Raw genomic sequence first — 22,030 nt, 5'->3', positions numbered from 1 at the left:
GGCTTATTCCGCCTGCTCCGGCAGGGTGTCGATCACCGCTTCCAGGCTGGCCAGGTCTATCGGTTTGACCAGATGAAAGTCGATCCCGGCGGACCGCGATTTCAGCTTGTCGGCCGCCTGGCCATAGCCTGACAGCGCGACCAGCACGGCACGCGAGGTGGCCGGCGACGCGCGCAATTCGCGCGCCAGCTGGTAGCCATCGAGCAGCGGCAGGCCGATATCCAGGATGATCACGTCGGGCTGCAGGCGCCTCGCGGCGTCGAGGCCACTCACGCCATCGAGCGCCACGTTCACGACATGCCCGCGTTCTCCCAGCAGCAACGCCATGCCTTCGGCGGCGTCGGCGTTGTCTTCCACGATCAGGACCCTGCGCGATGGGGACTGACCCGCCATGGCAGCGGCGTCGGCGGAGGCGCCCGGTCCCGGCGCGCCCAGGGGCAGGTCCAGCGTGAACACCGATCCGTTGCCGGCGCCGCCACTTTCTGCCGTGATCTGGCCGTCGTGCATGTGCGCCAGCGTCTGGGCGAGCGACAGGCCGAGTCCCAGGCCGCCTTGCGAGCGGTCCAGCGACGGATCGGCCTGCATGAAGAGGTCGAACACATGGGGCAAGGTTTCGGCCGCGATGCCGATGCCGTTGTCGCGCACGCTCAGGTGCAGGCGGTCGCCATGCTGTTCGGCGGTCAGCGTGATTTCGCCGCCCATGGGCGTGTACTTGGCCGCGTTGTTCAGCAGGTTGCCCAACACCTGCGCCAGGCGGACGGGTCGGCCGACAGCCACAGTTCGTGCATGGGCATGACGGCGTTGAACACGTGGTTGCGCTGATCCATCAGCGGCCGGACGGCTTCCGACGCCACGCGCACGACGGTCGATAGCGCCACCGGTTCACGCACCAGGGAGATCTTGCCGTGCGTGATGCGCGACACGTCGAGCAGTTCGTCGACCAGCCGGCTCAGGTGATCCACCTGCCGTGAAATGATCTCGCGCGCCTTCACCTGTGCCCCCGTGGCGCCCGGCTCGATCAGGCGCATCAGTTCGACGGCGTTGCGGATGGGCGCCAGCGGGTTGCGCAATTCGTGCGCCAGCATCGCCAGGAATTCGTCCTTGCGGCGGTCGGCGTCGACCAGCGCCTGCGCCGCGGCCTTGCGGTCCGTGATGTCGTGAGCGACACCGGTCAGCCGCGTGATCGCGCCATCGGCGCCGCGTATCGGAAATCCCCGGTCATGGATCCACGCGATGCGGCCGTCGGCGTGCCGCAGCCGGTATTCCTCGTCATAGCTGCCCGTGATGCGAGCCCCGTCCAGTGCGGCCTTCACGCGTTCGCGGTCGTCGGGGTGCACCGGCGCCCACCACAGGTCAGGGTTGGCCATGAGTGCCTCGTCGGTCACGCCCCATACGCCGCGGGCGGCCTTGCTCACATAGGCATGTTCGCCCAGCGCGGGTTCATACACCCAGAACACATCGCCAATCGCGTCCGCCATCTGCCGGAACCGTTCTTCGCTTTCGCGCAAGGCGGATTCGGCCATGCGGTGCGCGTCTTCGGCCGCCTTCAGGCGCAGCAGCGCGCGCACGTTGGCGATCAACTCCTCGGGTTCGATCGGCTCGATCAGGTAGCTGTCGGCGCCGCCGTCGAAGGCCTTGACGCGGTCGCGGCTTTGCACGGCCGATGCCGACGTCTGCAGCACGATGATGGAGCCGGTGATGGGGTCGTCCTTGATCCGCCGGCATACTTCCATGCCGTTGATGTCCGGCAGCATCACGTCAAGGAGCATCAGGCTGGGCTGTTCGCGGGCGGCGGCGTCCAGCGCTTCCTGTCCGGTGGCGGCTTCGATGACGCGGTATCCGGCCAGCTTGAGCAGGCGCGACTTGGCGTAGCGGCCGCCTTCGTTGTCGTCGACGTTCAAGATCAGATCGTTGCGAGGCGGCGTAGTCATGCCACGGAATCTCCGGAAGCGGGGGAAAGCGGCGCCGCACCGGGCGTGTCGAGCCGCGCCAGCAGCGCCAGCACATCGTGCCGCTCCGCCGGTTTCGACAGATAGGCATCGGCGCCCAGAGCCAGGCCCTTGCTCTTGTCCAGGTTGTCCGTCGCAACGATCAACAAGGGATCGGTGTCGCCCTGCTTGATCTCGGTCATCAGGCGCCACGCTTCTTCTTCGGGCGGCACGATCTCCAGCAGCACGGCGGCCACCGGAATCATGGCCAGCATCCTGCGGGCGTCGTGCACGGTAGCCACCGACACAGGCTGGTAGCGGGTGCCGCGCACATAGTCTTCGTACAGCAGGCGGGTTGCCGGATCGTCTTCCACGATCAGCACGGTGGGGCGTTCCGGGTCGAGCGCCAGCGCACGGTCGGTCGACGACGGTTCGTGCAGCGGGTCTTCTTCGGCATACCGCAGCGGCAGCGTGGCGATGAACACCGAGCCCACGCCAGGCGTGCTTTCGGCCTTCAGGTCGCCGCCCATCAGTTCGGCCAGCTTGCGGCACAGCGGCAGGCCCAGGCCGGTTCCCTTCACCCCGCGCTGCAGGCGGTTTTCGATCTGCGTGAATTCTTCGAAAATCAGCGGCAGGTGTTCGGTGGCGATCCCCAGTCCCGTATCGCGCACGCGAAATTCCATCGCGCGGCCGTCAGGCGTCACCTGCGCCGAGACCTCGACTTCGCCGCGCTCGGTAAATTTGAGCGCGTTCGAAATCAGGTTGCGCAGGATCTGCGCAATCTTGCCTTCGTCGCTCATCATGGCCGGAAGGGCCTCGTCGTGCACGAACAGAAGATCCACCTTGCTGGACAGCAAGGGCCGCATCATGCCGCGCAAGGCGCTGAACACATTGGCCACGTCGACGGGTGCGGCGCGCACATCGGTTTTGCCTGCTTCGATCTTGGCCAGGTCGAGCAGATCGTTCACCAGTTCCGACAGGTCTTCGGCGCCTCGCAAGATCAGGCTGACCTGCTTTTCCTGCTCGGGCTCCAGATCGCCGTCCACCCGCGCCAGCAGCAGGCGCGACAACGCGCGGATCGAGCTGAGCGGCGTGCGGAACTCATGGCTCATATTGGACAGGAAGCGCGACTTCATGTGGTCGGCGCGGCGCAGGTCTTCGGCTTTTTCGTCCAGCTCGGCATACAGGGCGACCACGCCGCGGTTGGTATCTTCCAGCTCGGCGGTCAGCTGGATCAGCTCTTCCTGGCGCGCCCGCACGTCTTCCAATGCCTGCAGCAATTCCTGGTTGTGGCGCTGCACTTCATCGAAGCTGCTGGCAAGCGGCCCCTTGGCCAACTGCGAACCCAGATCGCCCACCTGCGGGCCGGAGAGGGCGGCCACGCCAGGCGGCAACAACTTCTTCAGGGTAATGACGGTGCCGCGTTCGCCGGTGTCGACCGAGCTCTGGTCCATCAGGCGCATGGCGCCCGCCAGGCCCACACCCATGCCGGTGGTGGACACATAACGGCCGTTCAATACCTGCTGCAGCTGCCCGATGCCCGGACCCTTGTCCGAGATCGTCACGATCAGCACCTGGGGCGCGGTTTCGCCCTCGAGTTGGTAATCGATGCGACCGCCACCCGCATAACTGAAGGCGTTGCGTGCGACCTCAGAGATGGCCGTTGCCAGCCGCGTCTGGTCCTGCACGCCGAAACCCAGCAACTCGGCGATCTGCCGCGTGCGCTGGCGAGCCAGGACGACATCCTGCTCCAGCGAAATGCTCAGGCTCAATATCCGATGACTCATGTCCGTCCCACTGCGATCCGTTGTCAGTTGCGCCGCGCGACGAGGACGGTCACGTCGTCACGCTTGCGCCAATAGGCCTTGCACACCGCGGCGGCAATCACCGCCGGATGCCGCGCATCCAGTCCCGGAAAATCGTTCAGGTTCCATTGCGTCGACAGGCCGTCGCTGTGCATCAGCAGCCAGCTGTCATGCGGCCACTCCATGTCCAGGGATGCCACCTTGCGCATGTTGTGGCCCACGATGCCATTGTGCGTGACCAGCTGCTTGCGCCCACCGTGACTGCCAATGAACGCGGCCACATTGCCGACGCCGGCAAACTGCGTCTGGCCGGTCGACAGGTTCATCGAGATGACCGAAACGGCGGCCCCACGCGTGGCGCGCAAGGCGCCATGGGCTTCCTGGATGAGGTCGGCGGCCGGCCAGTTTTCACGGGTCGGCAGGACCTCGGTGGCCGCCATCGACGCGCGATAGGCTTCCAATCCATGGCCAAGGCCGTCGGCCACCATGATCACGCAGCGTTCACCTTGCTGTTCCGCGCGCCAGTCATCCCCCGACAGGCTTTCCCCGGGCAAGGGCAGACAGACCGCGCCGATGTGCAGCAGCTGGTCGGGCACCACGCGGCCGGGCCACAGCGCCATCCAGAAGATCGACCCATTGGCGCCGTCGCTATACCAATCGAACTGATCCGACAGCCGCGCCAGGGCGCCCAGTCCGGTGCCCGCGGTGCCGGCGGTCGAATGCCCGTCGGCAAAGCTCAGCGCCACATCGGGCAGGCCGGGACCGTTGTCCATGGCGATCACTTCGATGCCGTCGCCCGCATCGTTCGCAAAGGGATGGGGCAGGGGACGGATCAGCAGCACGCCGCTGCCGGCATGTTTGAGGATGTTGGTGGCGGCCTCGGTCACCACGATCGCCACGCGGCCCCGGTCGGTGTCGTTCATGCCAAGGCTGCGCGCGATCTCGGTGGCCTGGCGGCGCGCGTCGGCCACCTGGCTCACCTCATCGATCGGAAGGGCGATCTGCCGCATCACGCGTTTGCCATCACATGCGCTTCCACTTGATGACCGATACCCGCGTGCCCCGGCCCACTTCCGAATCGATGGAAAATTCGTCGCACAGACGTTTGGAGCCGCCCAGGCCCATGCCCAGCCCGCCGCCACTCGTGAAGCCGTCTTTCAACGCCAGATCCAGATCAGGAATGCCGGGGCCCTGGTCGATGAACGACAGCTGGATGCCGCGGCGTCCAGGCTGTTCGGGCAGCGACACATGGGCTTCTCCGCCCCCGCCATACTTCAGCGTGTTGCGCGCCAGCTCGCTGGCGGCGGTCACGACCTTGGTCTGATCGGCCAATCCGAACCCGAGGGCCACGACCCGCTCGCGCACGTATTTGCGCATGCGGACCACGTCCTCGTCCGTCTGCAAGGGCAGCACGGCAAGCACTTCGGCGTCGGTCATCATTCGGTCAGGCGATCCACGTCGCGCGTCAATAGCGCCATGCCTCGTTCCACGTTGAGGGCGGTCTTGACGCCGTCCAGCGTCAGGCCCAGTTCAACCAATGTGATGGCCACCGCCGGCCGCATGCCGACCAGCACGGTATCGGCATCCAGCACCCGGGCCATGGCGGCCGTGTTGCTGATCATCCGGCCGATGAAGGAATCGACCACGTCCAGGGCGGAGATGTCGATCAATACACCCGATGCGCGGTCCCGCACGATCCGGTTGGTCAGGTCGTCCTGCAGCGTCATGGCAAGCCGGTCGTGCATATCCACCTGGATGGTCACGAGCAGGAACTTGCCCATTTTCAGAATGGGGATACGTTCCATGGCTCAGCGCGCCATCGTTGGAATGTTGGTGGCGCCGGTGCGCTTCAGGGCGATGACGAAGGCGTCGGCCAGCGTGGCCTTGGTCGTCACGTCGGTCAGGTCCACGCCCAGGTGCACGATGGTCTGCGCGATCTGCGGGCGGATGCCGCTGATGATGCAGTCCGCGCCCATCAGGCGCGCGGCGGCCACGGTCTTGAGCAGGTGCTGCGCGACCAGGGTATCCACGGTAGGCACGCCGGTAATGTCGATGATGGCGATCGATGCGCCGGTTTCGACAATCTTTTCCAGCAGGCTTTCCATCACCACCTGCGTGCGGCCGCTATCGAGCGTGCCGATCAGGGGCAGGGCCAGGATGTTGTCCCACAACTGGACGACCGGGGTCGACAGTTCCATCAGTTCCTGTTGCTGGCGCACGATCACCTCTTCGCGGCTCTTCTGGAATACCTCGGTGGTGTACAGGCCGAGCTGGTCGAGCAGGGTGTCGATGGCGCGATTCTGTTCGGCAAGCACCTCGGGCGTCTGACTCAGCGCCTGGCTGAACACGGTAAAAATCGGATTCTTCAACGAGAAGATGAACATCGCGGTCTCGGACGGGCTGAAGCCGCTGCGCGCGCGCGTGTTCGAAATTTCGGTCAGCAGGCCTCGCACTTCGTCCCAGTCGCGGCCGGAAATGTCGGCGGCGGTGCTGCGTCCCAGGGCGGCGATCAACGCACCCAGGAATTGCCGGCACTGATCGCGCAATTGCGGTTCGGCCTGGCGCTTCTGACGCGCCGCTTGCAGCAGACTGGCCACCCAGGTATCGAGAAGATCGTTGTAATGGACTTCGAGAAGCTTGGCGGAGGCGTCTTGCAGGGGCATGGAGGTCCTTGTTGCTGCATCAATGTGGAAAGTCAGGTTGGGGATTCTACGTAACAAATCTCACATGAGGGCCGAATGTAGTAAGCATTTGCGTACGGCCAACAGGAAGCGGCGGTGTGCCACCGCGGCCTCCTGTCTCCTGACTGCTGACGCAGCGTTGTTCTGTCAGCCCACTGCCTCCGGCTTCCACACCGGCGCGGCCAGCGATCGCAGGTAATCGCCAAACCCGCCGGCGGCGCGCGGATCGGTGCGGGCGCTGGTGGTGACGCGGGAGAGCGCGCTCCACGCAATTCGTGCGCCGGTGGATTCCAGGGCTTCGACCAGGGCGACGTCTTCGCTTACGGTCAGGGCGCTGAATCCGCCAGCGCGCAGGTAGGCCTGCGTGGATACGCCAAAGTTGGCGCCATGGATATGCCGGTGATCGTCGCGATCCTGGTACAGGCTTTCATAGCGGTCGCGGACCGCAGTGGTGTGCGCGGACCAGTCGTCCACGCTGACGACGCCACACACCGCATCGGCGCCCAGTCCGACCTGCGCCGCCAGCCAGTCGCGGGCGACCAGGGTGTCGGCATCGGTAAAGGCCAGCCAGCGCGCCCCGCTGGCAATCAATTGCGAGGCGCCCGTGGCGCGGGCCAGGCCCACGTTCCGTGCCTGTACGCGCACCATGCCGACGCCGTGGGCCAGCGCGACATCTTCGGAATTGTCGGTGCAACTATCGAGTACCACCACGACATAGACCGCTTCGCCGCGCAGATCCGGATGCGCCGCGGCGCAGGCCACGGCCGCCAGGCAGGCCGCCAGGTGCTCGCCCTCGTTATGGGCCGGTATCACCACACCTATCATGTCAGTCCCTCCGCGCGCCCGACGGACTGCCCTTGGCGTGTCCACACATCCAGCACAAAATCGTCTTCCTGGTGATGCACGATCCGCGGCAGGCCGGTTTCGGCTGCCAGGATGTCGTGCACCGCGTCGCCGCCATACGCGCATCCGTCGATCAGCGGACGCCAGTGGCAGGCAAGCAGTGTCCCGGTGTCGGTCAATGATCCCAGGCAGGCACGCGCCAGCGTGGCCAGATCGGCGGGGGGCAGGTAATAGCCCAGTTCGCTGATCACGATCAGATCGAAGGTATCAGCCGGCCAGTCCGCCGGCATGTGCATGGCCTCGACACGGGCATGCGGCACGTCCTTGAGCCGTTGCCGGGCGAGGCGCACGGCCGGTGCGCTGGCATCGCAGGCGAGCAGGCGATGACAGCGCGGCGCCAGGTCCGCCGCAAGTTCGCCATTCGCGCAACCGGGCTCGAAGATGCTGTCGTAGTGGCTGGCGGGCAGGCAGGCCAGCGTGACGGCGCGCTTGCGCTGTTCATACCAGCGCGTGCGGAAGCCCCACGGATCGTCCGAAGCGGCGAACAGGCTGTCGAAATACGGCGGCGAAAGAGGCATGGCGCTCCGGTCAGGCAAAAACGAATTCGTGGTCACGCATCAGGCGCGCCAGCGCCCACGGTGGCAGGATGGGGTGGCCGGGCAGCGTCGGATCGGCTTCGACCTGCGTGCGGTGCGCGGCAATCGCGCGGCGCTTGGCCGCGCGCTCGGACGGATCCAGGCGCACCCGCGCCAGGCGGTGCCACGGCACGCGCGGGTCATCGGGTTCGGCCCAATGCCACATCCAGACCGGCAACTCCACCAAGGGCAAGCCGGCTTCGGCGCAGCACGCGGCGGCCGCCCGACCGGTGGCTTCGTGGTCCGGATGCCCATCCAGACGCCAGGTGGCGAACACCACATCGCCTGGCCGCAGCATGGGTATGAGTGCGCATTGCAGCGCGGCTTCGGCGCCGGTCACGCCGCCGTCGGGCAACTGCAAGCCGATCACCGGCACCAGGGCCAGACCCATCTGATGCAGCGCGGCCAGGCGCTCGGCGCGGCGCGCGGCCTCCAGCGTGGCGGGCGTCCAGACGCGGGACCCGGTATGGCTGCCGCCGCCATCCGTCACGGCCACCACCACGACCTCGCGGCCGGCATCCGTCCATTGGCGCATCAGCCCGCCGCAGGCGAGCAGCTCATCGTCAGGATGCGGGGCGATCACGACGGCGCGGCCGCGCCTTGGGACAAGCTCCGCGGCGTCCAGGACGGGCAGGGAGTGCAGGCGGTCCCAGGCATCCCAGACCGCTTCGGGCGTACCTTGGGCGTAAATGTCGCGATCGCCTACAAGCCCCATGTGCCCTCCGCGGCGTCAAGCTGTGTCCGCGCCAGGGCGGCCAGATCCTGTTCGGCATGACTCTGGCGAATGAAGACGGGAAGATCCGCCGCCATGCGCGCATATCGCGGATCGCGGCAATAGGGCGTGGCGCCCAGGGCGCGGCCGGCGTGATCGAGCACCCGGGTCGCGGCGGCTTCGGCACTGGCCCGCACCCGCAAGGCAACGGCCATGGCGTCCTGGCTCGGATGCGCATCGATCCAGTTCGCGGCTTCGCGCAGCAACGCGGCTGTCTGGCCCAGCGCGACGTCGATTGCGCCCAGATGAGCCAGGCGGAACGACAGGGCCGGAGAGACGGCTGCAGATGTGCTGCCCCGGTGACGTTGGACCGCGTTGCCGCAGGCCTGTCGCACGGCGTCGGCAAGGGCACACGCGCCGCCGTACCAGCACGCGGCGATACCGGCGCCTCCGTGCCAGAAGCCAGGCCGCCCGACATACTGGCCAGGCGTGCCGACCCATCGCGCCCGGGCTTGCGCGAAGTCCACGTCGACACTGGACGTGGCTTCCATGCCGACGGCATGCCAGCCGCGATGGGTCACGGTCACGCCAGGTTGATCCAGGGCCACGGCTGCCAGGACCGGCTCGCCCTCGGCATTCCAGGCGCTGACCACCGCGTGCGTCACGGCGGCCGCGCCCGAGCACCAGGCTTTGGTGCCGGTCAGCAGGACGCCGTCATCGGGACCGGACCGCGCTTCCACGCGGGCGGAGGGTGGCTCGGCCGCCCACGTGGCCCACAGGCTGCCTGCCGGCGGGGGCGGGCCATCCAGCTCGGCCAGGATGGCAAGGGCGTCCGTATGACCTTCGACCAGTTTGATGGCCGACAGATCGACGCCGGCAACGGCGGCGAACAGTCGCCACCGCGCCAGGGTGTTGCCGCTTGCGGGCAGTGACAGCAGGTTTAGGCCGGCCGACACCAGGTCACGTAACAGGTCGCCCGGCTCGATGGCACTGGCCGGGGCGGCGGCGGACAGGACGTCCTGCAGCCTTGCTGGCAGGCCATCATGCGGCTCCGGCGGCTGCTGCCGCCCGGCTGCGCCGAGCGCCCGGACGTCGCGGTCGCGCGATGCCTGCGCAACCGCCAACGCCTGGCCGCCAGCAGGCTGTGGCAGGGAAGCGGATGGCGCAGTGGATCGGACGGAGCCCAGCAAGATCGGCCTTCAGGTCGGCGTGGAGGCTTGCGGCAGGCGCACGGCACCGCGGACTTGCGTGATAGCGCAATCCCGGCATCGTCGTTGCCGTCAGGCTTCCGTTGTCAATACCAGCCCCGGCGGGCTGGCGGGAATGAGGTGTGGACCCTGAGGTCCACGAATCAGCGCGTCCGGAGCGACAGGCCATCCCGTCATATCGATCGGGTCGTCGCGCGGGCTTGAGTGCCGCCGCGCCGGACTTGGGCTTGCACCTTGCCGGTTGCGTATTGCCGACTGGCGGCAACCGCAGACCGTGGGCAAGCAGGACTTCAGATCTTGCTGTCCTTGACGGCTTCTTTCACGTCGCCCACATTCTTTTGAACCTTGCCTTCGGCCTGATTGGCCAGGCCCTTGGCCTGCGTGCTGGGGCTGTTGGTAGCTTTGCCCACGGCTTCCTGCACCTTGCCGCCGAGATCCTTGGCCGTACCCTTGATTTGGTCTTTGTTCATGGCTTTTCCTTTATCGCGGGAGAGTCCGCAACAGCGCTACAGCAAGGGGCGTTCCCGGCTCTTCCTTATCGCGGCAAAAACAACGCCAAAGCGCGCAGCAGCGCCGATTGCCGCTATAGTGCTGCCACTCGCCGACCCGGCACGGCATCTCGCGAACGCCCCCCAACGACAACGATGCTCGAATCTACCTATAGCTACCCGCTGGTGCTGTTGTCGTTTCTGATAGCGACCGTGGCAGCTTTTACCTCCCTGGACCTGACCGGACGCATCGCCAGCCTGCCGCGCGCGTCCAACCGGACGTTCTGGCTGGCGGGGGCGCGGTCGCCCTGGGGCTGGGCATCTGGTCGATGCACTTCATTGGCATGCTGGCGTTCTCGCTGCCGATCCCGCTCGGCTACGACCTGAGCACCACCCTGTACAGCCTGGCCGTCGTCATCGGCGTGTCCTACCTGGCCTTGCACCAGGTCACCCAGCGCACGCTGACGCCCACCCGGCTCGCCGCGGGCGCGGTGGTCGTCGGGATGGGCATTTCGGGCATGCACTATATGGGAATGGCGGCGATGCAGATGTCGCCCGGTATTGAGTACAGCCTGCCGCGCGTGTTGTTGTCGGTCGCGGTGGCGATCGCTGCGTCCTTCGTGGCGCTGCGCCTGGCCTTCGTGCTGCGCGCAGCCGACGCGCGGCGGCGCCTGCGTCAGCGGGTGGCCGCCGCCATGGTCATGGGCGCGGCGATCTGCAGCATGCACTACACCGGCATGTGGGCCGCCGAGTTTCCAGTCGGCGTGGTGTGCCTGGCCGCGGGCGAGATCGACATCCACTGGCTGGCCGCGACCATTCTTGCCGGGACCCTGGGCGTGCTGGGCGTGGCGCTGGTGTTGTCGGTGCTCGATTCCCGCCTTCAGGATCGCACCCTGCGTTTCAACGACACCTTGCGCAGTGCGAACGAACTGCTGCTGTATCAGGCCACGCATGACGAACTGACCGGCCTGCCCAATCGCGGTTTCCTGGCCGAACGGCTGGAACAGGCCATCCTGTTCGCCCGCAGCAACGACAAGCGCTTCGCGGTGTACTTCATCGACATCGACGGCTTCAAGGCCATCAACGATTCGCTCGGGCACAACGTGGGCGACGCGGTGCTGCGCGAGCTGGCTGCCCGCTTGCGCCTCAAACTGCGGCGTGAAGACGTGGTGGCGCGCTTTGGCGGCGACGAGTTCGTGGTCGTGGTGGAAAACCTGTCCACCGCGGCCATCGCCGGCGACCTTGCCGAAAAGCTGCTGGACTGCTTTCAGGAAGAGTTCGACCTGATCGACACGCACATGACCGTGTCGCCCAGCATCGGCATCAGCGTGTTTCCGGAAGACGGCCTGACCAGCGCGGCGCTGCTCAAGAACGCCGACGCCGCCATGTACGAGGTCAAGAACGCCGGCCGCAATGGCTACCGCTTCTTTGAAGCGGCCATGAACACCAGCACCCAGCGCGCCATGAATCTGCAGCGCAGCCTGCGGGGCGCCGTGGCCGGCAATCAGCTGCATATCCATTACCAGCCCAAGTTCGACTGCGCCAGCGGCAAGCTGCTTGGCGCCGAAGCGCTGCTGCGCTGGACCCATCCCGAACTGGGGCCCATCGAACCCAGCGAGTTCATACCGATTGCCGAGCGTTCCGGCAACATCACGCGCATCGGGCAGTGGGTGATCAAAGCGGTGTGCCAGCAGATCCAGTCATGGGACAACGCCGGTCTTGCCCCGGTCAAGATCGCGATCAATCTGTCTCCGATCCAGCTGCGCTCGTCCAGCCTGATCCGCGACGTGATCGAGCTGACCCGGGAACATGGCGTGACGCCGTCCCGCCTCATGTTCGAGATCACCGAATCGGTGGCGATGCAGAATGCGGAAGACACCATGAAAGCCGTGCAACGGCTGCAATTGGCCGGCTTCGAAATGGCGATCGACGACTTCGGCACTGGCTATTCCAGCCTGAGCTACCTGCAGCAGTTTGCCGTGCGCCAACTGAAGGTGGATCGCCTGTTCGTGAATGAACTGGACGTCAAGGGTTCCAAGAGCCGGTCGATCGTGTCGGCCATCATCGGGCTGGCGCACGCGCTGGACATGGAAGTCGTGGCCGAAGGGGTCGAGACCGCCAGCCAGCTGGCCCTGCTGGCGGAAATGAAGTGCGACCAGGCCCAGGGCTTCCTGCTGGCGCGGCCGCTGGGCGTGGGTGATTTTTCGCGCCTGATGGGGATGGAGCCGGCCCTGGCGTAAGCGGTGGGCTTCAGGGCCAGGTATTTCAGGGCCCGGTACTGGAGCGAGATGCGGGCTGCGGCCCGCCTTTTTTGGACGGTGGGTGCGCGAAATACGCCGACGCGGCGCTCGTCCTTACCGGTATAATGCAACACTATTGCATTAGCGTGCGTGCCGGTGAAGCCCGTTGGCCGTGCGCTCCCAGGAAGCCAGCCATGCCCGACTCCGCCATTAGCAGCCCGATGCCCGAACTGCGGTCCCGTTACGCCATCCCCGGCACACATTCCGATCCGCTGTCCGACGCCTATTCCGATCCGCTCCCCGACGTCGCCCGTAACGATCTCCCGACACGGCTGACCCCGCTTTCCTGGGTCGGCATGGAAGGCATCGCCGTTCCCATGCGCATCGACGATCCGGCGTTTCCAGCGGCGCTGATCGGCCACGCCGATGCCGCCGTGGATCTGCCCGACCCCCGCGTCAAGGGCATCCACATGTCGCGCCTGCACCGGCTGGTCACCGCCGCGTGCGAAGCGGGCCCACTCACGTCCACTGTGCTGACGACGCTGCTGGCCGACATGGTCGACAGTCACCAGGATTGCGGATCGACCGCGGCGCGGGTCACGCTCCGGTGCCGGGTACTGCGCGCCCGGCCGGCGTTGGTCACACCTGGCCTCAGCGGCTGGCAGGACTATCCCCTGACCCTGATCGCCGAGCGTCGTGACGGCGTCACCACGCTCAGCCTGCGGACCGAAGTCGTGTATTCGTCGACCTGCCCCTGCTCGGCTGCGCTGGCGCGCCAGGCCGTGCGCGAGGCGTTCGTGCAGCACTTCGGCAGCGCCCCTGACGCTGGACGCCGCCGCGCAATGGCTGTCGGCGCATGCCACGCTCGCCACGCCGCACAGTCAGCGCAGCGTCGCCGACGTGACGGTCTTGCGGCGAACCGATGGGGCGGGGCAGTCAGGTCTGGCCCTTGGCGACTGGCTGGACCGCATCGAAGCCGCACTGGGCACCCCCGTGCAGACGGCCGTCAAACGCGCCGACGAGCAGGCTTTTGCGCGCCTGAACGGCAGTCACCTGATGTACGTGGAAGATGCGGCCCGGGCAGTCGACGCCGCGTGCCGGGCCGATCCCGACGTGGTCAGCGCCCACGTGTCGGTGCGCCACCTGGAAAGCCTGCATCCGCACGATGCGGTGGCCACGGCAAGTTACCGCGCCGCGGCCTGATGACGCATGGGCGGCGCGAACCTCAGTTCCGAGGCTCCACCGCCGGATCCGCGCCCGGAATCCCCTTGCGGATCGCAATCGAAAAATCCGGGTCCGCATCGGCCGCGCGCGCCCGGTCGGTAATGCGTCCGCGTTCCCGTAGCGTCTCGAGCGAATACCCCTGCGTCAGCCCACCCGCGTCATACACATAGCCATCCAGCAGGCTGGACAGCAGCAGCCGGTAATCCATGGGCAGTCCTCCCACGATGCGCGCCATCATGTGATAGACGATGGTGGTGCAGTTGGCCGTGACCGTGTGATAGAAGCGCGGCGTATGCACCAGGGAATTGGCCTCTGCCACGTACGCCAGGAACAGCGATCGCATCGTGTCCTTGGACAGCTGCACCCGGAACAGGTGATCGTCTTCCTGCCTGACGTTGGTCCGCACCCGGATGATGTCGCGCTCGTCCGCGGCCACCACGCTCATCTCGAATTCTTTGAAGAAGCCGCCGATGGCCGAAAAGCTTTCGTTCTTTTCCTTGCGGATTTCGACCGAAAAGGTCAGGAAGCGGCCGTCGTCGAACCCGAACGACACCAGCGTGTGCGCAATACCGGGCAGCCCCCACGACGACAGGATCATGTCCACCGACGCCAGCCGGTCCAGGTCGTAGTCCCGCCGTTCCCAGCGGGGGTATAGTCGGTTTCGCTGCGCCAGTCGAAGTTGCGCACGTTCTGCAAGGTGACCAGGTTGCCATTGATGGTGCCCGACGTCATGGACGCCACGTCGTCCGCCCACTGCCGGTTGTTCGACGGCGTCAGCGTGTTCCACCAGATCGATAGCAGCGCGAAGGCGACGGCATAGGCGCCAAAGCCAAGCCAACTCCGTTCGCGCCATGCCAGCCCCAATGCGGTCAATGCCACGAGCACCCAGGCCGCCACCAGCGCCGCCTTGACCGCGGGCGGGAAGGGCACTTGGTACCAGAGCGCCATCGCGCCCCAGGCAGCCGACAAAAAGTGGTGACCGACGCAAGCGCCAGCAGGCAGGTCGTCAGGAAAGTGCGAAGTCGGGACATAGGGGGCAGGAAAGGGCAGCGTCGTCAGCAGTATAGGAGGCCCGGCTGTTCCGTAGCGTCATGGCGCCGGCCGCAGCGGCACCCGTTCCACCTCGAAACCCTGTTCGGCCAGCAGCCGCAGCAGACTCAGGTCGCCGGTCATGTGCAACGCACCCACGGCGGCGAACACGCTGCGCGCCGGGCCATGCAGGCCGGCAATGCCGCGAGCCAGGGCTGGGTTCCGATCGTCCAGCACGCGCCGCATCATCGCGCGTTCTTCGGGGGTCGTCAGGCAGTCGCACCAGCGCGCGTAGCTCGACAACTCGGCATGGTCCCCTCGGTCCCAGGCGGCGATCAGCCGTTCGAGCGTGGCGGTGTCCTTGCCGTTTTCCAGGCTGTCCAGCGTGGCCGTCACTTCCTGCAGGTCGACGGTGCCGGGTGGCCCGAACAAGGCGCGGATCTGCAGCTCCGGGGTCTCCAGCGACACGACGGGCGTGCCCGCTGCCCGCGCCTGCCGGGCGAGCATCATGTCCACGCCGTATTCCGCATAAAGACCCGCGCGCCGCGCCACGGTCAGTTGCGCCAGGGTGGTCACGGCAAGCGGGTGCAAGGCCTGGATCAGCGCCGGGGGCAGGCAGCTTTCCTGCAACTGCCTTGTCAGCCGGTTCGTCACGGCCGACGGCAAGGTGACGCCGCGCGGCGCGGCCATCAACGCGGCAATGCGCGCCTGCAAATCGGGTGCCAGCGGGTCCATTTCCAGGGCCAGCACGCCGCTGTCCTTCAGGGCGCGCGCCACGATCGGCCCCGGCGCAGCCCACGCGGGCCGGCCGGCATGCACGGTGCCATAGAGCCACGACGTCGTGCCATCGCGCGACAGCTTCCACAGCAAGCCGCGATCCTTGCCGTCGGACCGCGCCGCCGCAGCCGCCACCTCGGCCGCCGTCAGGGGCGCGGGCGGGCAGGGCGCCGCCATGGCGGCAGTCGCGAATCCCAGGGCCAGCGCGGCCGCAAGGGCAAGGCACGCGGTAGATGTGGCACGCAGGGCCTTGGTACGCACGATGCCAAGGAACGCAGCCGGGGTCGGCCCTTGCTCGCACCATGGCGGCAGATGCCATTTGCGGAGAAGGACAAGGGCGTGGGCAAAGACGGACTGTGGCACCTGGGGTTTCCGGCGAAGTAGAGGCGTCGCCAGTCTACCCACCCCCGCGCTTCGGGCAAACCCCAGCCACCGTGCAGGCGACATGGGCCTGCTGCGCCCCATGGTCCCCTGCTACAGTCAGCCAAAACGCTTTGCGGTGGACGCCATGACCGACTCGATCGACCTGACAACCTTGCGTGTGATCGCCGCCGCGGCCGACCTGGGGTCGATCAGCGCGGCCAGCGACCGTCTGAACCTGGCCGTGGCGGCCGCCAGCGTGCGCATTTCGGCGCTGGAAGACCACCTTGGCTTCCGGGTGTTCGAACGATCGTCGCGCGGTGTGCAACTGACGCCGGGCGGCCACCTGCTGGTGCAGCGCAGCCGGGAACTGCTGGCCGATGCCGACCGGCTGGCGCTCGACCTGCGCGACTACAGCCAGGGCTTTCAGGGGTATGTGCGGATCCTGGCCAACTCGTCGGCCATTCTTGAGGCGCTGCCGGGCAAGCTCGAGCACGTCATGCGCAGCCACCCGCTGATCCGGGTGGATGTCGAAGAACGCAGCAGCCCCGACATTCCCATGGCAGTGCTGGATGGCCGCGCCGATCTGGGGATTGTCGACATTTCCAACCCGCCCCAAGGTCTGGTCTTGCAGGACCTGTTCACCGACACGCTGGTGCTGGTGGTGCCGACCGCCCACCCGCTGGCCCACCGCGACCGTATTGCCCTGATCGACGCCATGGACCAGGATTTCATTGCGCTGACGGATGGCACGGCCTTGTCCAACCGGGTCATGCTGGCCGCCCGGCAGGCCGGCCGCACCGTCCGGATTCGCATGCAGATGCGCGGCTTCGACGCCGTGTGCCGGATGGTGGCCGCTGGGCTGGGCGTCGGTGTGCTGCCGCTGGAAGCGGTTGGGCCGCAACTGGCCTGTTTACCCATCACCGCCGTGCCCTTGTCCGACCCCTGGGCCATCCGCACCCATCGGCTGATCACCCGCAGCGCGCCGCCGCCGTCCCCCGCCGCCCGGACCGTGATCACGACACTGATGGCGCCGTAATGCGCCGGCAAGCCGCATTCGGCTCCGTGGCGGCCGGCTTGGCGACGCAGCGCTGAAGCCGGCCCTGCGCCAGCGTGCCGGTCATTCCTACTGCTTTCGCCTTTCGCGAAAGCCGCATTCTCCCCACGTGCTTGCCGCCTCGGCGCGCGGCTTCCTACACTGCTTCCATCGATGCCCGCCAGAGGCACCTTCGGAGACAGCATGAAGATTTCCCGCGTCAGCGCCACGCCGTTGAACCTGCCCGTATCGGTCACCATTTCCGGCCGTACCAAAACCACATCCCTGTCCGTGTGTCTGGTCGACATCGAGACCGACACGGGCCTGGTCGGAACCGGCATGACCGCCATCACCGAAGAAGAGGTGATCGGATCCATCGTCAATGACATTGCCGCGCATGCACTCATCGGCGCCGACCCGCTGCGGCATGAACAGCTTTGGGAACGCCTGTACTGGCTGCTGACGCCGCGTGGCCAGTCGGGCTATGCCAGCCATGCCATCGCCGCCATCGACCTGGCCCTGTGGGACCTGAAAGGCAAGGCATTGAACCAGCCCTGCTGGCGCCTCATGGGCGGCGCCCGTGCCGAGGTGCCCGTATACGCCACTTTTGGTTTCGCTTTCTTCGATCGCGACGAGCTTGCCTCGGCGGCGCGCGGTTGGGTGGACCGCGGCTTTACGCGGCTGAAGATGACGGTGGGCCATCATGGCCTGCAGCGCCGCGATGAACCGCGGCCCCTCGACACGCTGATCACCGAAGACGTGGCCCGCATCCGCGCGGTGCGCGAGGCCGTCGGGCCTGACGTGCAGCTATATATCGACGCCAATTGCAGCCTGGACTACTTCCATGCGCATGCGCTGGCCAAACGTGTCGAGCCGTACGGCATCACTTTTTTGAAGAGCCCGTGACGCAGAACGACATCCCGAACCTGGTCAAGCTGCGGCAGGCCACATCCATTCCGCTGGCGGGCGGCCAGAACGAAGGGCTGGCCAGCCGCTTTCGGGATCTGCTGGTGGCGCAGGCCGTGGACGTGGTGCAGCCCAATGCCTGCATCAGTGGCGGTTACACCCAGTGCCTGCGCATCGCGGGCATGGCGGCCGCCTTCAACACGCGGTTTGCGAATGGCGGCGCCTGGCCGCATCACAACATGCATTTGCATGCAGGACTCGCGAACGGGTCGCTGGTCGAATATCACTCGGTCGCGGTGGAGTGCTGCAAGCAGGTATTCGATGACCTGCCCGAGCCCAGTGCCGGCATGCTGACCCTGCCCGAGACGCCCGGGCTCGGCTTCAACCCGAACCGCGAGCGGGTGAAGGAACTGGCGCGCCGTCCGGGTTCGCGTGGCGTAGGAAAAGCCTGATCGTCCGCGGGCGTTGCTGCGTTGGGCGGTTCATGCCGGCAACGCTCCCGCATATCGCGCGATGACATGTCATGTCATGTCATGTCATGACAGGCGGCCGCCAGCCGCCAGGAAGGCCGGAAGAACACGATAACAAGACCAGACCAGGAGACACCCCATGAGTTTCAAGACGCGTATCTCGCGCCGTGGCGCGCTTGCGTTCGCCGCCTGTTGCGCCGCGCTGTCCGCTGCCTCGGCCATCGCGCAGCCCCAGGCGACCCCTGCCGCGGCGGGCAAATCCCCCAGCGCCGCGACGGCGTATCCCGAGCGTCCCATCCGTCTGCTGGTCGGCTATTCCGCGGGCGGAGGGCTGGATGCGATGGCACGGCTGTTGGCGCCAAGGTTGTCGACCCAGCTCGGCCAGCAGGTCGTGGTCGAGAACCGGGCGGGCGCCGCCGGGGTGATCGCCGGCGATGCGACGGCACGCGCCACCCCCGACGGATACACCATCATGCTCGGCGACAGCTCTCTGCTGATCGCGCAATACCTGCAGCCGCACCTGACCTTCGACCCGGTAAAAAGCTTTACGCCGATCGCGTCCGTCTTCACGCTGCCGCTGGTCATCGTCACGGGCAATCGCTTCCCGGCCAAGACACCCGCCGAGTTCGTGAGCGCGCTCAAAGCGGCGCCTGGCAAATATTCATTCGCCACGTCGGGTGTCGGCACCGTGCACCATCTGGGCTTCGAGATGCTGAAGGGCCTGACCGACACCGAGGTCATGCACATCCCGTATCGCGGCGCGGCGCAGATCGTGCCCGATGTCATCAGCGGTCAGGTGCCGATCGGTGTGGTGAGTGTCGCCGCCGCCATCAGCCAGGCCAAGGCGGGCAGCCTGCGCGCCGTGGCGATCATGAGCCCGGTTGCCATCGCGGGCGCTGACATCGCTCCGGTGGCCGATGCGCTTCCAGGCTTCGACGCCGCGCCGCGGTTGTTCCTGATCGCCCCCGCCGGGACGCCCGCTGCGATCGTGGACCGCCTGAGCGAGGCGACCCGCACCGTCATGGCCGCGCCCGAGCTGGCTCAAGCCGCCGCCGTGCAGGGCGCGGTGCCTGCCTACCTGCCGGCGTCCGCCATGGTGAGCGAGATTCCACGCGAGTCGGCCATGTGGGGCAAGGTCATTCGCGATCGCAAGATCTCGGCAGAGTAAGGCGCGTCATGCCTGTCATAACAAGTATCGAAGACCTGCGGCAGCTTGCCCGAAAGCGCGTGCCGCGCATGTTCTACGACTATGCCGACTCGGGTTCCTGGAGCGAGAGCACCTATCGCGCGAACGAAGACGACTTCCACCGACTGTTGCTGCGCCAGCGCGTGGCGGTCAATCTGGAACATCGCAGTACGCGCACCCGAATGGTGGGACAGGACGTGGCCATGCCCGTCGCCATCGCGCCGACCGGCCTGGCCGGCATGCAGCATGCCGATGGCGAGATCCTTGCGGCCCGTGCGGCGCGGGCGTTCGGCATCCCGTTCACGCTGTCGACCATGAGCATCTGCTCGATCGAAGATGTCGCCGCGGCCACCCATAACCATCCGTTCTGGTTCCAGCTTTACGTGATGCGGGATCGAACGTTTATCGAGCGATTAATGGAGCGGGCGGCGCAGGCCGGCTGCCCGGTTCTGGTGCTGACGCTGGACTTGCAGATCATCGGTCAACGCCACAAGGACTTGAAGAATGGACTGAGCGCGCCGCCCCGCCTGACCCTGCGCAACCTTGCCAACATGATGACGCGCCCGCGCTGGTGCGCCGGCATGTTGCGCACGTCGCGCCGCAACTTCGGCAACGTCATGGGTCACGCCAAAGGGGTCGATACCATGCATTCGCTGGCGGCCTGGACGGCCGAACAATTCGACCCGACCTTGAACTGGGACGACGTTGCATGGATCCGCCGCAAGTGGGGTGGCAAGCTGATTTTGAAAGGCATCCAGGAAGTGGAGGACGCCAGGCTTGCCGTCGACAGTGGTGCGGATGCGCTGATCGTGTCGAATCACGGGGGCCGCCAACTCGATGGCGCACCGTCCTCCATTGCCGCCTTGCCGGAGATTGTCGACGCGGTAGCTTCCTACATCGAAGTGCACATGGACGGGGGAATTCGTTCTGGTCAGGACGTACTAAAAGCAGTGGCATTAGGTGCGAAAGGCACCTACATAGGTCGGAGCATGCTTTACGGTCTGGGGGCGATGGGGGAGAGCGGCGTCACGCAGGCGCTGCGTATCATCCAGCGCGAACTCGACCTGACCATGGCCTTCTGCGGCTGCACCGACATCGCACGAGTAGACCGCGCCATCGTTCGCCCTGTCCGTCGCTACGGAGATGTGGACTGACGTCAGGAGCGATCCTCATCCTCCATCGCACCCACCTATGAAGCCGTTTGCATGGGTGGACGGCATGCGCTTTCTTGTAGGCGCAAACACCACAAACGGCTGATCAAAACGCGACATTCACGGTCGTCCAGTTGGATGATCGCCCGTATGGACGTCGCATCCATCCCTCGCCTCATCCCACGTACACCCTCCCTCCTCCTCGTCGTTCGCATGCACACACCTTGCAGCGATCCGACGCATCGCGCTCCATGTCATCGCGCGCGTGTCGTCTCGAATCCTCTCTGCTCGGGAAGCACGTGATGCCGTCATCTGCGGGCAACGATGGTTCGCGCGCGATGCACTTTGTCGAAGCATGCAAGTGCATGAAGTCGAAGGCCGCATGGAAGCCATGCGAGGGATTACACCCAACCGCTCGTTTGTGTGAGTGCACTGAACTTCCATAACCGCGAGTGATGCATTGCGCGTCGCGACACTTTGCGCAGGAAAGGGACGGTGAATCTTCTACGTACTTATGCGACTCTGCCGTATCCGTTGTCAAACGCGGCAACGGCATCGCATTTCATCTCATCTCATCTCAGGAGTTCACACCATGAACCGCGCCTTCACTTTCTCCCAGACCGCCCGCAACGACAGCGACGCTTTCCTGCCGCAGACCGAAGAACGACTCCCATTCACTATTCGCGTCGTCAAGGATGAAGGCGCTCTGGCCAAGGCGGTCCGCATCCGCCAGGCCGCCTATGGCCGCCACGTACCCGAGCTTGCCCGGACGCTGGGCGCGCCCGAAAGCTATGACGCCGAACCCGGCGCGGTGATCCTGCTTGCCGAATCCAAGATGGACGGCGAAGCGATCGGCACGATGCGTATCCAGACCAATGCCATGAGCCGGCTGGGTGTCGAACGTTCGGTGCTGCTGCCTGACTGGTTGCAGCAGCAACGATTGTCGGAAGCAACGCGCCTTGGCGTGTCAGAAGGACGTGTCGGCCACGTTGCGAAAATCGCCTTGTTCAAAGCCTATTACCAGTACTGCCTTGAGACGGGCGTGGAGTGGATGATCACCGCCGCGCGCTCGCCGCTGGACCGCCAGTACGAAGCGCTGATGTTCCAGGACGTGTTCCCGGGCCAGGGCTTCATCCCCATGCTTCATATCGGCAACATTCCCCATCGCGTCATGGCCTTCGACGTCGCGTCGGCCCGCAAGCGTTGGGAGCAGGGCGGCCATCGCCTGTTCGACTTCATGGTCCGCACGCATCACCCCGACATCGACATCCGTGATCACGGCGGCCGTCTCGTCGACGACCAGGTCAAGACCCGCGAAGCCCGCCCCGAGCACATCGCCGCGTAATGCCCC

General features: G+C 66.3%; 20 protein-coding genes and 2 pseudogenes. 7 read left to right on the top strand and 15 right to left on the bottom strand.

Annotation, left to right across the window (positions count from 1 at the left end):
* Window positions 1-3 precede the first annotated feature (3 nt).
* The 12 genes from ACNANG_RS05370 to ACNANG_RS05315 all read right to left on the bottom strand — a co-directional run bounded on the left by ACNANG_RS05370 (window position 4) and on the right by ACNANG_RS05315 (window position 10,282).
* The gene (locus tag ACNANG_RS05370) at window positions 4-777 is read right to left on the bottom strand and encodes an ATP-binding protein (protein WP_420226310.1); all 774 of its coding nucleotides are present in this window, start codon (window positions 775-777) and stop codon (window positions 4-6) included.
* Entirely contained in the window at window positions 726-1,931 is a 1,206-nt protein-coding gene (locus tag ACNANG_RS05365; RefSeq protein ID WP_420226309.1) for a PAS domain-containing protein, read from the bottom strand. The genes ACNANG_RS05370 and ACNANG_RS05365 overlap by 52 nt, the downstream gene beginning before the upstream one ends.
* Window positions 1,928-3,715 carry an ATP-binding protein gene (locus ACNANG_RS05360; protein WP_420226308.1) on the bottom strand — a complete coding sequence of 596 codons (1,788 nt, stop codon included), beginning with the start codon at window positions 3,713-3,715 and terminating at the stop codon, window positions 1,928-1,930. Before ACNANG_RS05360 ends, ACNANG_RS05365 begins: the two co-directional genes overlap by 4 nt.
* Before the next feature lie 23 nt (window positions 3,716-3,738).
* A complete protein-coding gene (locus ACNANG_RS05355) occupies window positions 3,739-4,743 on the bottom strand; it encodes an ATP-binding protein (RefSeq protein WP_420226307.1) in 1,005 nt (334 codons plus the stop codon).
* A 13-nt stretch (window positions 4,744-4,756) separates the two neighbouring features.
* The gene (locus ACNANG_RS05350; protein ID WP_420226306.1) at window positions 4,757-5,173 is read right to left on the bottom strand and encodes an anti-sigma regulatory factor; all 417 of its coding nucleotides are present in this window, start codon (window positions 5,171-5,173) and stop codon (window positions 4,757-4,759) included.
* Window positions 5,170-5,538 carry an STAS domain-containing protein gene (locus ACNANG_RS05345; protein WP_420226305.1) on the bottom strand — a complete coding sequence of 123 codons (369 nt, stop codon included), beginning with the start codon at window positions 5,536-5,538 and terminating at the stop codon, window positions 5,170-5,172. The genes ACNANG_RS05350 and ACNANG_RS05345 overlap by 4 nt, the downstream gene beginning before the upstream one ends.
* Window positions 5,539-5,541: 3 nt before the next feature.
* Window positions 5,542-6,396, bottom strand: coding sequence for an STAS domain-containing protein (locus ACNANG_RS05340; protein ID WP_420226304.1), 855 nt, complete (start codon window positions 6,394-6,396; stop codon window positions 5,542-5,544).
* 165 nt (window positions 6,397-6,561) lie between these two features.
* Window positions 6,562-7,239 carry a glycosyltransferase gene (locus ACNANG_RS05335; protein ID WP_420226303.1) on the bottom strand — a complete coding sequence of 226 codons (678 nt, stop codon included), beginning with the start codon at window positions 7,237-7,239 and terminating at the stop codon, window positions 6,562-6,564.
* Window positions 7,236-7,835, bottom strand: a complete 600-nt coding sequence (locus ACNANG_RS05330; RefSeq protein WP_420226302.1) for a class I SAM-dependent methyltransferase — start codon at window positions 7,833-7,835, stop codon at window positions 7,236-7,238. The genes ACNANG_RS05335 and ACNANG_RS05330 overlap by 4 nt, the downstream gene beginning before the upstream one ends.
* A gap of 10 nt (window positions 7,836-7,845) precedes the next feature.
* Window positions 7,846-8,607, bottom strand: coding sequence for a PIG-L deacetylase family protein (locus ACNANG_RS05325; RefSeq protein ID WP_420226301.1), 762 nt, complete (start codon window positions 8,605-8,607; stop codon window positions 7,846-7,848).
* On the bottom strand, window positions 8,595-9,794 hold the full coding sequence (locus tag ACNANG_RS05320; protein WP_420226300.1) for an acyl-CoA dehydrogenase: 1,200 nt from the start codon (window positions 9,792-9,794) through the stop codon (window positions 8,595-8,597). Before ACNANG_RS05320 ends, ACNANG_RS05325 begins: the two co-directional genes overlap by 13 nt.
* Window positions 9,795-10,102: 308 nt before the next feature.
* On the bottom strand, window positions 10,103-10,282 hold the full coding sequence (locus ACNANG_RS05315; protein ID WP_420226299.1) for a CsbD family protein: 180 nt from the start codon (window positions 10,280-10,282) through the stop codon (window positions 10,103-10,105).
* A 347-nt stretch (window positions 10,283-10,629) separates the two neighbouring features.
* Between ACNANG_RS05315 and ACNANG_RS05310 the strand changes: the two genes are divergently transcribed.
* Window positions 10,630-12,540 carry a putative bifunctional diguanylate cyclase/phosphodiesterase gene (locus tag ACNANG_RS05310; RefSeq protein ID WP_420226298.1) on the top strand — a complete coding sequence of 637 codons (1,911 nt, stop codon included), beginning with the start codon at window positions 10,630-10,632 and terminating at the stop codon, window positions 12,538-12,540.
* Between the two features lie 221 nt (window positions 12,541-12,761).
* Window positions 12,762-13,743, top strand: a pseudogene (gene folE2, locus ACNANG_RS05305) (GTP cyclohydrolase FolE2).
* A 22-nt stretch (window positions 13,744-13,765) separates the two neighbouring features.
* Here folE2 and ACNANG_RS05300 read toward each other — a convergent pair.
* From ACNANG_RS05300 to ACNANG_RS05290, 3 genes are all read right to left on the bottom strand, one after another.
* A complete protein-coding gene (locus ACNANG_RS05300) occupies window positions 13,766-14,362 on the bottom strand; it encodes a DUF4105 domain-containing protein (protein ID WP_420226297.1) in 597 nt (198 codons plus the stop codon).
* Window positions 14,359-14,712 (bottom strand): hypothetical protein, encoded by a 354-nt coding sequence (locus ACNANG_RS05295; RefSeq protein WP_420226296.1) that lies wholly within the window; start codon window positions 14,710-14,712, stop codon window positions 14,359-14,361. The genes ACNANG_RS05300 and ACNANG_RS05295 overlap by 4 nt, the downstream gene beginning before the upstream one ends.
* 141 nt (window positions 14,713-14,853) lie before the next feature.
* Window positions 14,854-15,933 carry a TraB/GumN family protein gene (locus ACNANG_RS05290; RefSeq protein WP_420226295.1) on the bottom strand — a complete coding sequence of 360 codons (1,080 nt, stop codon included), beginning with the start codon at window positions 15,931-15,933 and terminating at the stop codon, window positions 14,854-14,856.
* 145 nt (window positions 15,934-16,078) lie between these two features.
* On the opposite strand from ACNANG_RS05290, the gene ACNANG_RS05285 reads away from it, so the two are divergent.
* The 5 genes and pseudogenes from ACNANG_RS05285 (at window position 16,079) to ACNANG_RS05265 (ending at window position 22,024) form a co-directional block, all read left to right on the top strand.
* Window positions 16,079-16,969 (top strand): LysR family transcriptional regulator, encoded by an 891-nt coding sequence (locus tag ACNANG_RS05285; protein ID WP_420226294.1) that lies wholly within the window; start codon window positions 16,079-16,081, stop codon window positions 16,967-16,969.
* A 201-nt stretch (window positions 16,970-17,170) separates the two neighbouring features.
* A pseudogene (locus ACNANG_RS05280) lies at window positions 17,171-18,324 on the top strand (mandelate racemase/muconate lactonizing enzyme family protein).
* 157 nt (window positions 18,325-18,481) lie between these two features.
* Window positions 18,482-19,510, top strand: a complete 1,029-nt coding sequence (locus ACNANG_RS05275; RefSeq protein WP_420226293.1) for a Bug family tripartite tricarboxylate transporter substrate binding protein — start codon at window positions 18,482-18,484, stop codon at window positions 19,508-19,510.
* 8 nt (window positions 19,511-19,518) lie between these two features.
* Entirely contained in the window at window positions 19,519-20,682 is a 1,164-nt protein-coding gene (locus tag ACNANG_RS05270; RefSeq protein ID WP_420227457.1) for an alpha-hydroxy acid oxidase, read from the top strand.
* A 589-nt stretch (window positions 20,683-21,271) separates the two neighbouring features.
* Window positions 21,272-22,024 (top strand): hypothetical protein, encoded by a 753-nt coding sequence (locus ACNANG_RS05265; RefSeq protein WP_420226292.1) that lies wholly within the window; start codon window positions 21,272-21,274, stop codon window positions 22,022-22,024.
* The last annotated feature ends 6 nt before the right edge of the window (window positions 22,025-22,030 follow it).

It is taken from the genome of Pigmentiphaga litoralis, from assembly GCF_048632615.1.
In the GTDB taxonomy this organism is placed as follows: Bacteria; Pseudomonadota; Gammaproteobacteria; order Burkholderiales; family Burkholderiaceae_B; genus Pigmentiphaga; species Pigmentiphaga litoralis_B.
Note: the sequence above shows the minus strand (reverse complement) of the source record. Positions and strands in the feature narration are given on the sequence as shown.

Excerpts from the sequence above, each read along its gene's own strand:
- ACNANG_RS05365 (WP_420226309.1), bottom strand. The coding sequence starts at position 1,931 with ATGACTACGCCGCCTCGCAACGATCTGATCTTGAACGTCGACGACAAC.
- ACNANG_RS05360 (WP_420226308.1), bottom strand. The coding sequence starts at position 3,715 with ATGAGTCATCGGATATTGAGCCTGAGCATTTCGCTGGAGCAGGATGTC.
- ACNANG_RS05355 (WP_420226307.1), bottom strand. The coding sequence starts at position 4,743 with ATGCGGCAGATCGCCCTTCCGATCGATGAGGTGAGCCAGGTGGCCGAC.
- ACNANG_RS05350 (WP_420226306.1), bottom strand. The coding sequence starts at position 5,173 with ATGATGACCGACGCCGAAGTGCTTGCCGTGCTGCCCTTGCAGACGGAC.
- ACNANG_RS05345 (WP_420226305.1), bottom strand. The coding sequence starts at position 5,538 with ATGGAACGTATCCCCATTCTGAAAATGGGCAAGTTCCTGCTCGTGACC.
- ACNANG_RS05340 (WP_420226304.1), bottom strand. The coding sequence starts at position 6,396 with ATGCCCCTGCAAGACGCCTCCGCCAAGCTTCTCGAAGTCCATTACAAC.
- ACNANG_RS05335 (WP_420226303.1), bottom strand. The coding sequence starts at position 7,239 with ATGATAGGTGTGGTGATACCGGCCCATAACGAGGGCGAGCACCTGGCG.
- ACNANG_RS05330 (WP_420226302.1), bottom strand. The coding sequence starts at position 7,835 with ATGCCTCTTTCGCCGCCGTATTTCGACAGCCTGTTCGCCGCTTCGGAC.
- ACNANG_RS05325 (WP_420226301.1), bottom strand. The coding sequence starts at position 8,607 with ATGGGGCTTGTAGGCGATCGCGACATTTACGCCCAAGGTACGCCCGAA.
- ACNANG_RS05315 (WP_420226299.1), bottom strand. The coding sequence starts at position 10,282 with ATGAACAAAGACCAAATCAAGGGTACGGCCAAGGATCTCGGCGGCAAG.
- ACNANG_RS05310 (WP_420226298.1), top strand. The coding sequence starts at position 10,630 with ATGCACTTCATTGGCATGCTGGCGTTCTCGCTGCCGATCCCGCTCGGC.
- ACNANG_RS05300 (WP_420226297.1), bottom strand. The coding sequence starts at position 14,362 with ATGATCCTGTCGTCGTGGGGGCTGCCCGGTATTGCGCACACGCTGGTG.
- ACNANG_RS05295 (WP_420226296.1), bottom strand. The coding sequence starts at position 14,712 with ATGGCGCTCTGGTACCAAGTGCCCTTCCCGCCCGCGGTCAAGGCGGCG.
- ACNANG_RS05285 (WP_420226294.1), top strand. The coding sequence starts at position 16,079 with ATGACCGACTCGATCGACCTGACAACCTTGCGTGTGATCGCCGCCGCG.
- ACNANG_RS05275 (WP_420226293.1), top strand. The coding sequence starts at position 18,482 with ATGAGTTTCAAGACGCGTATCTCGCGCCGTGGCGCGCTTGCGTTCGCC.
- ACNANG_RS05270 (WP_420227457.1), top strand. The coding sequence starts at position 19,519 with ATGCCTGTCATAACAAGTATCGAAGACCTGCGGCAGCTTGCCCGAAAG.
- ACNANG_RS05265 (WP_420226292.1), top strand. The coding sequence starts at position 21,272 with ATGAACCGCGCCTTCACTTTCTCCCAGACCGCCCGCAACGACAGCGAC.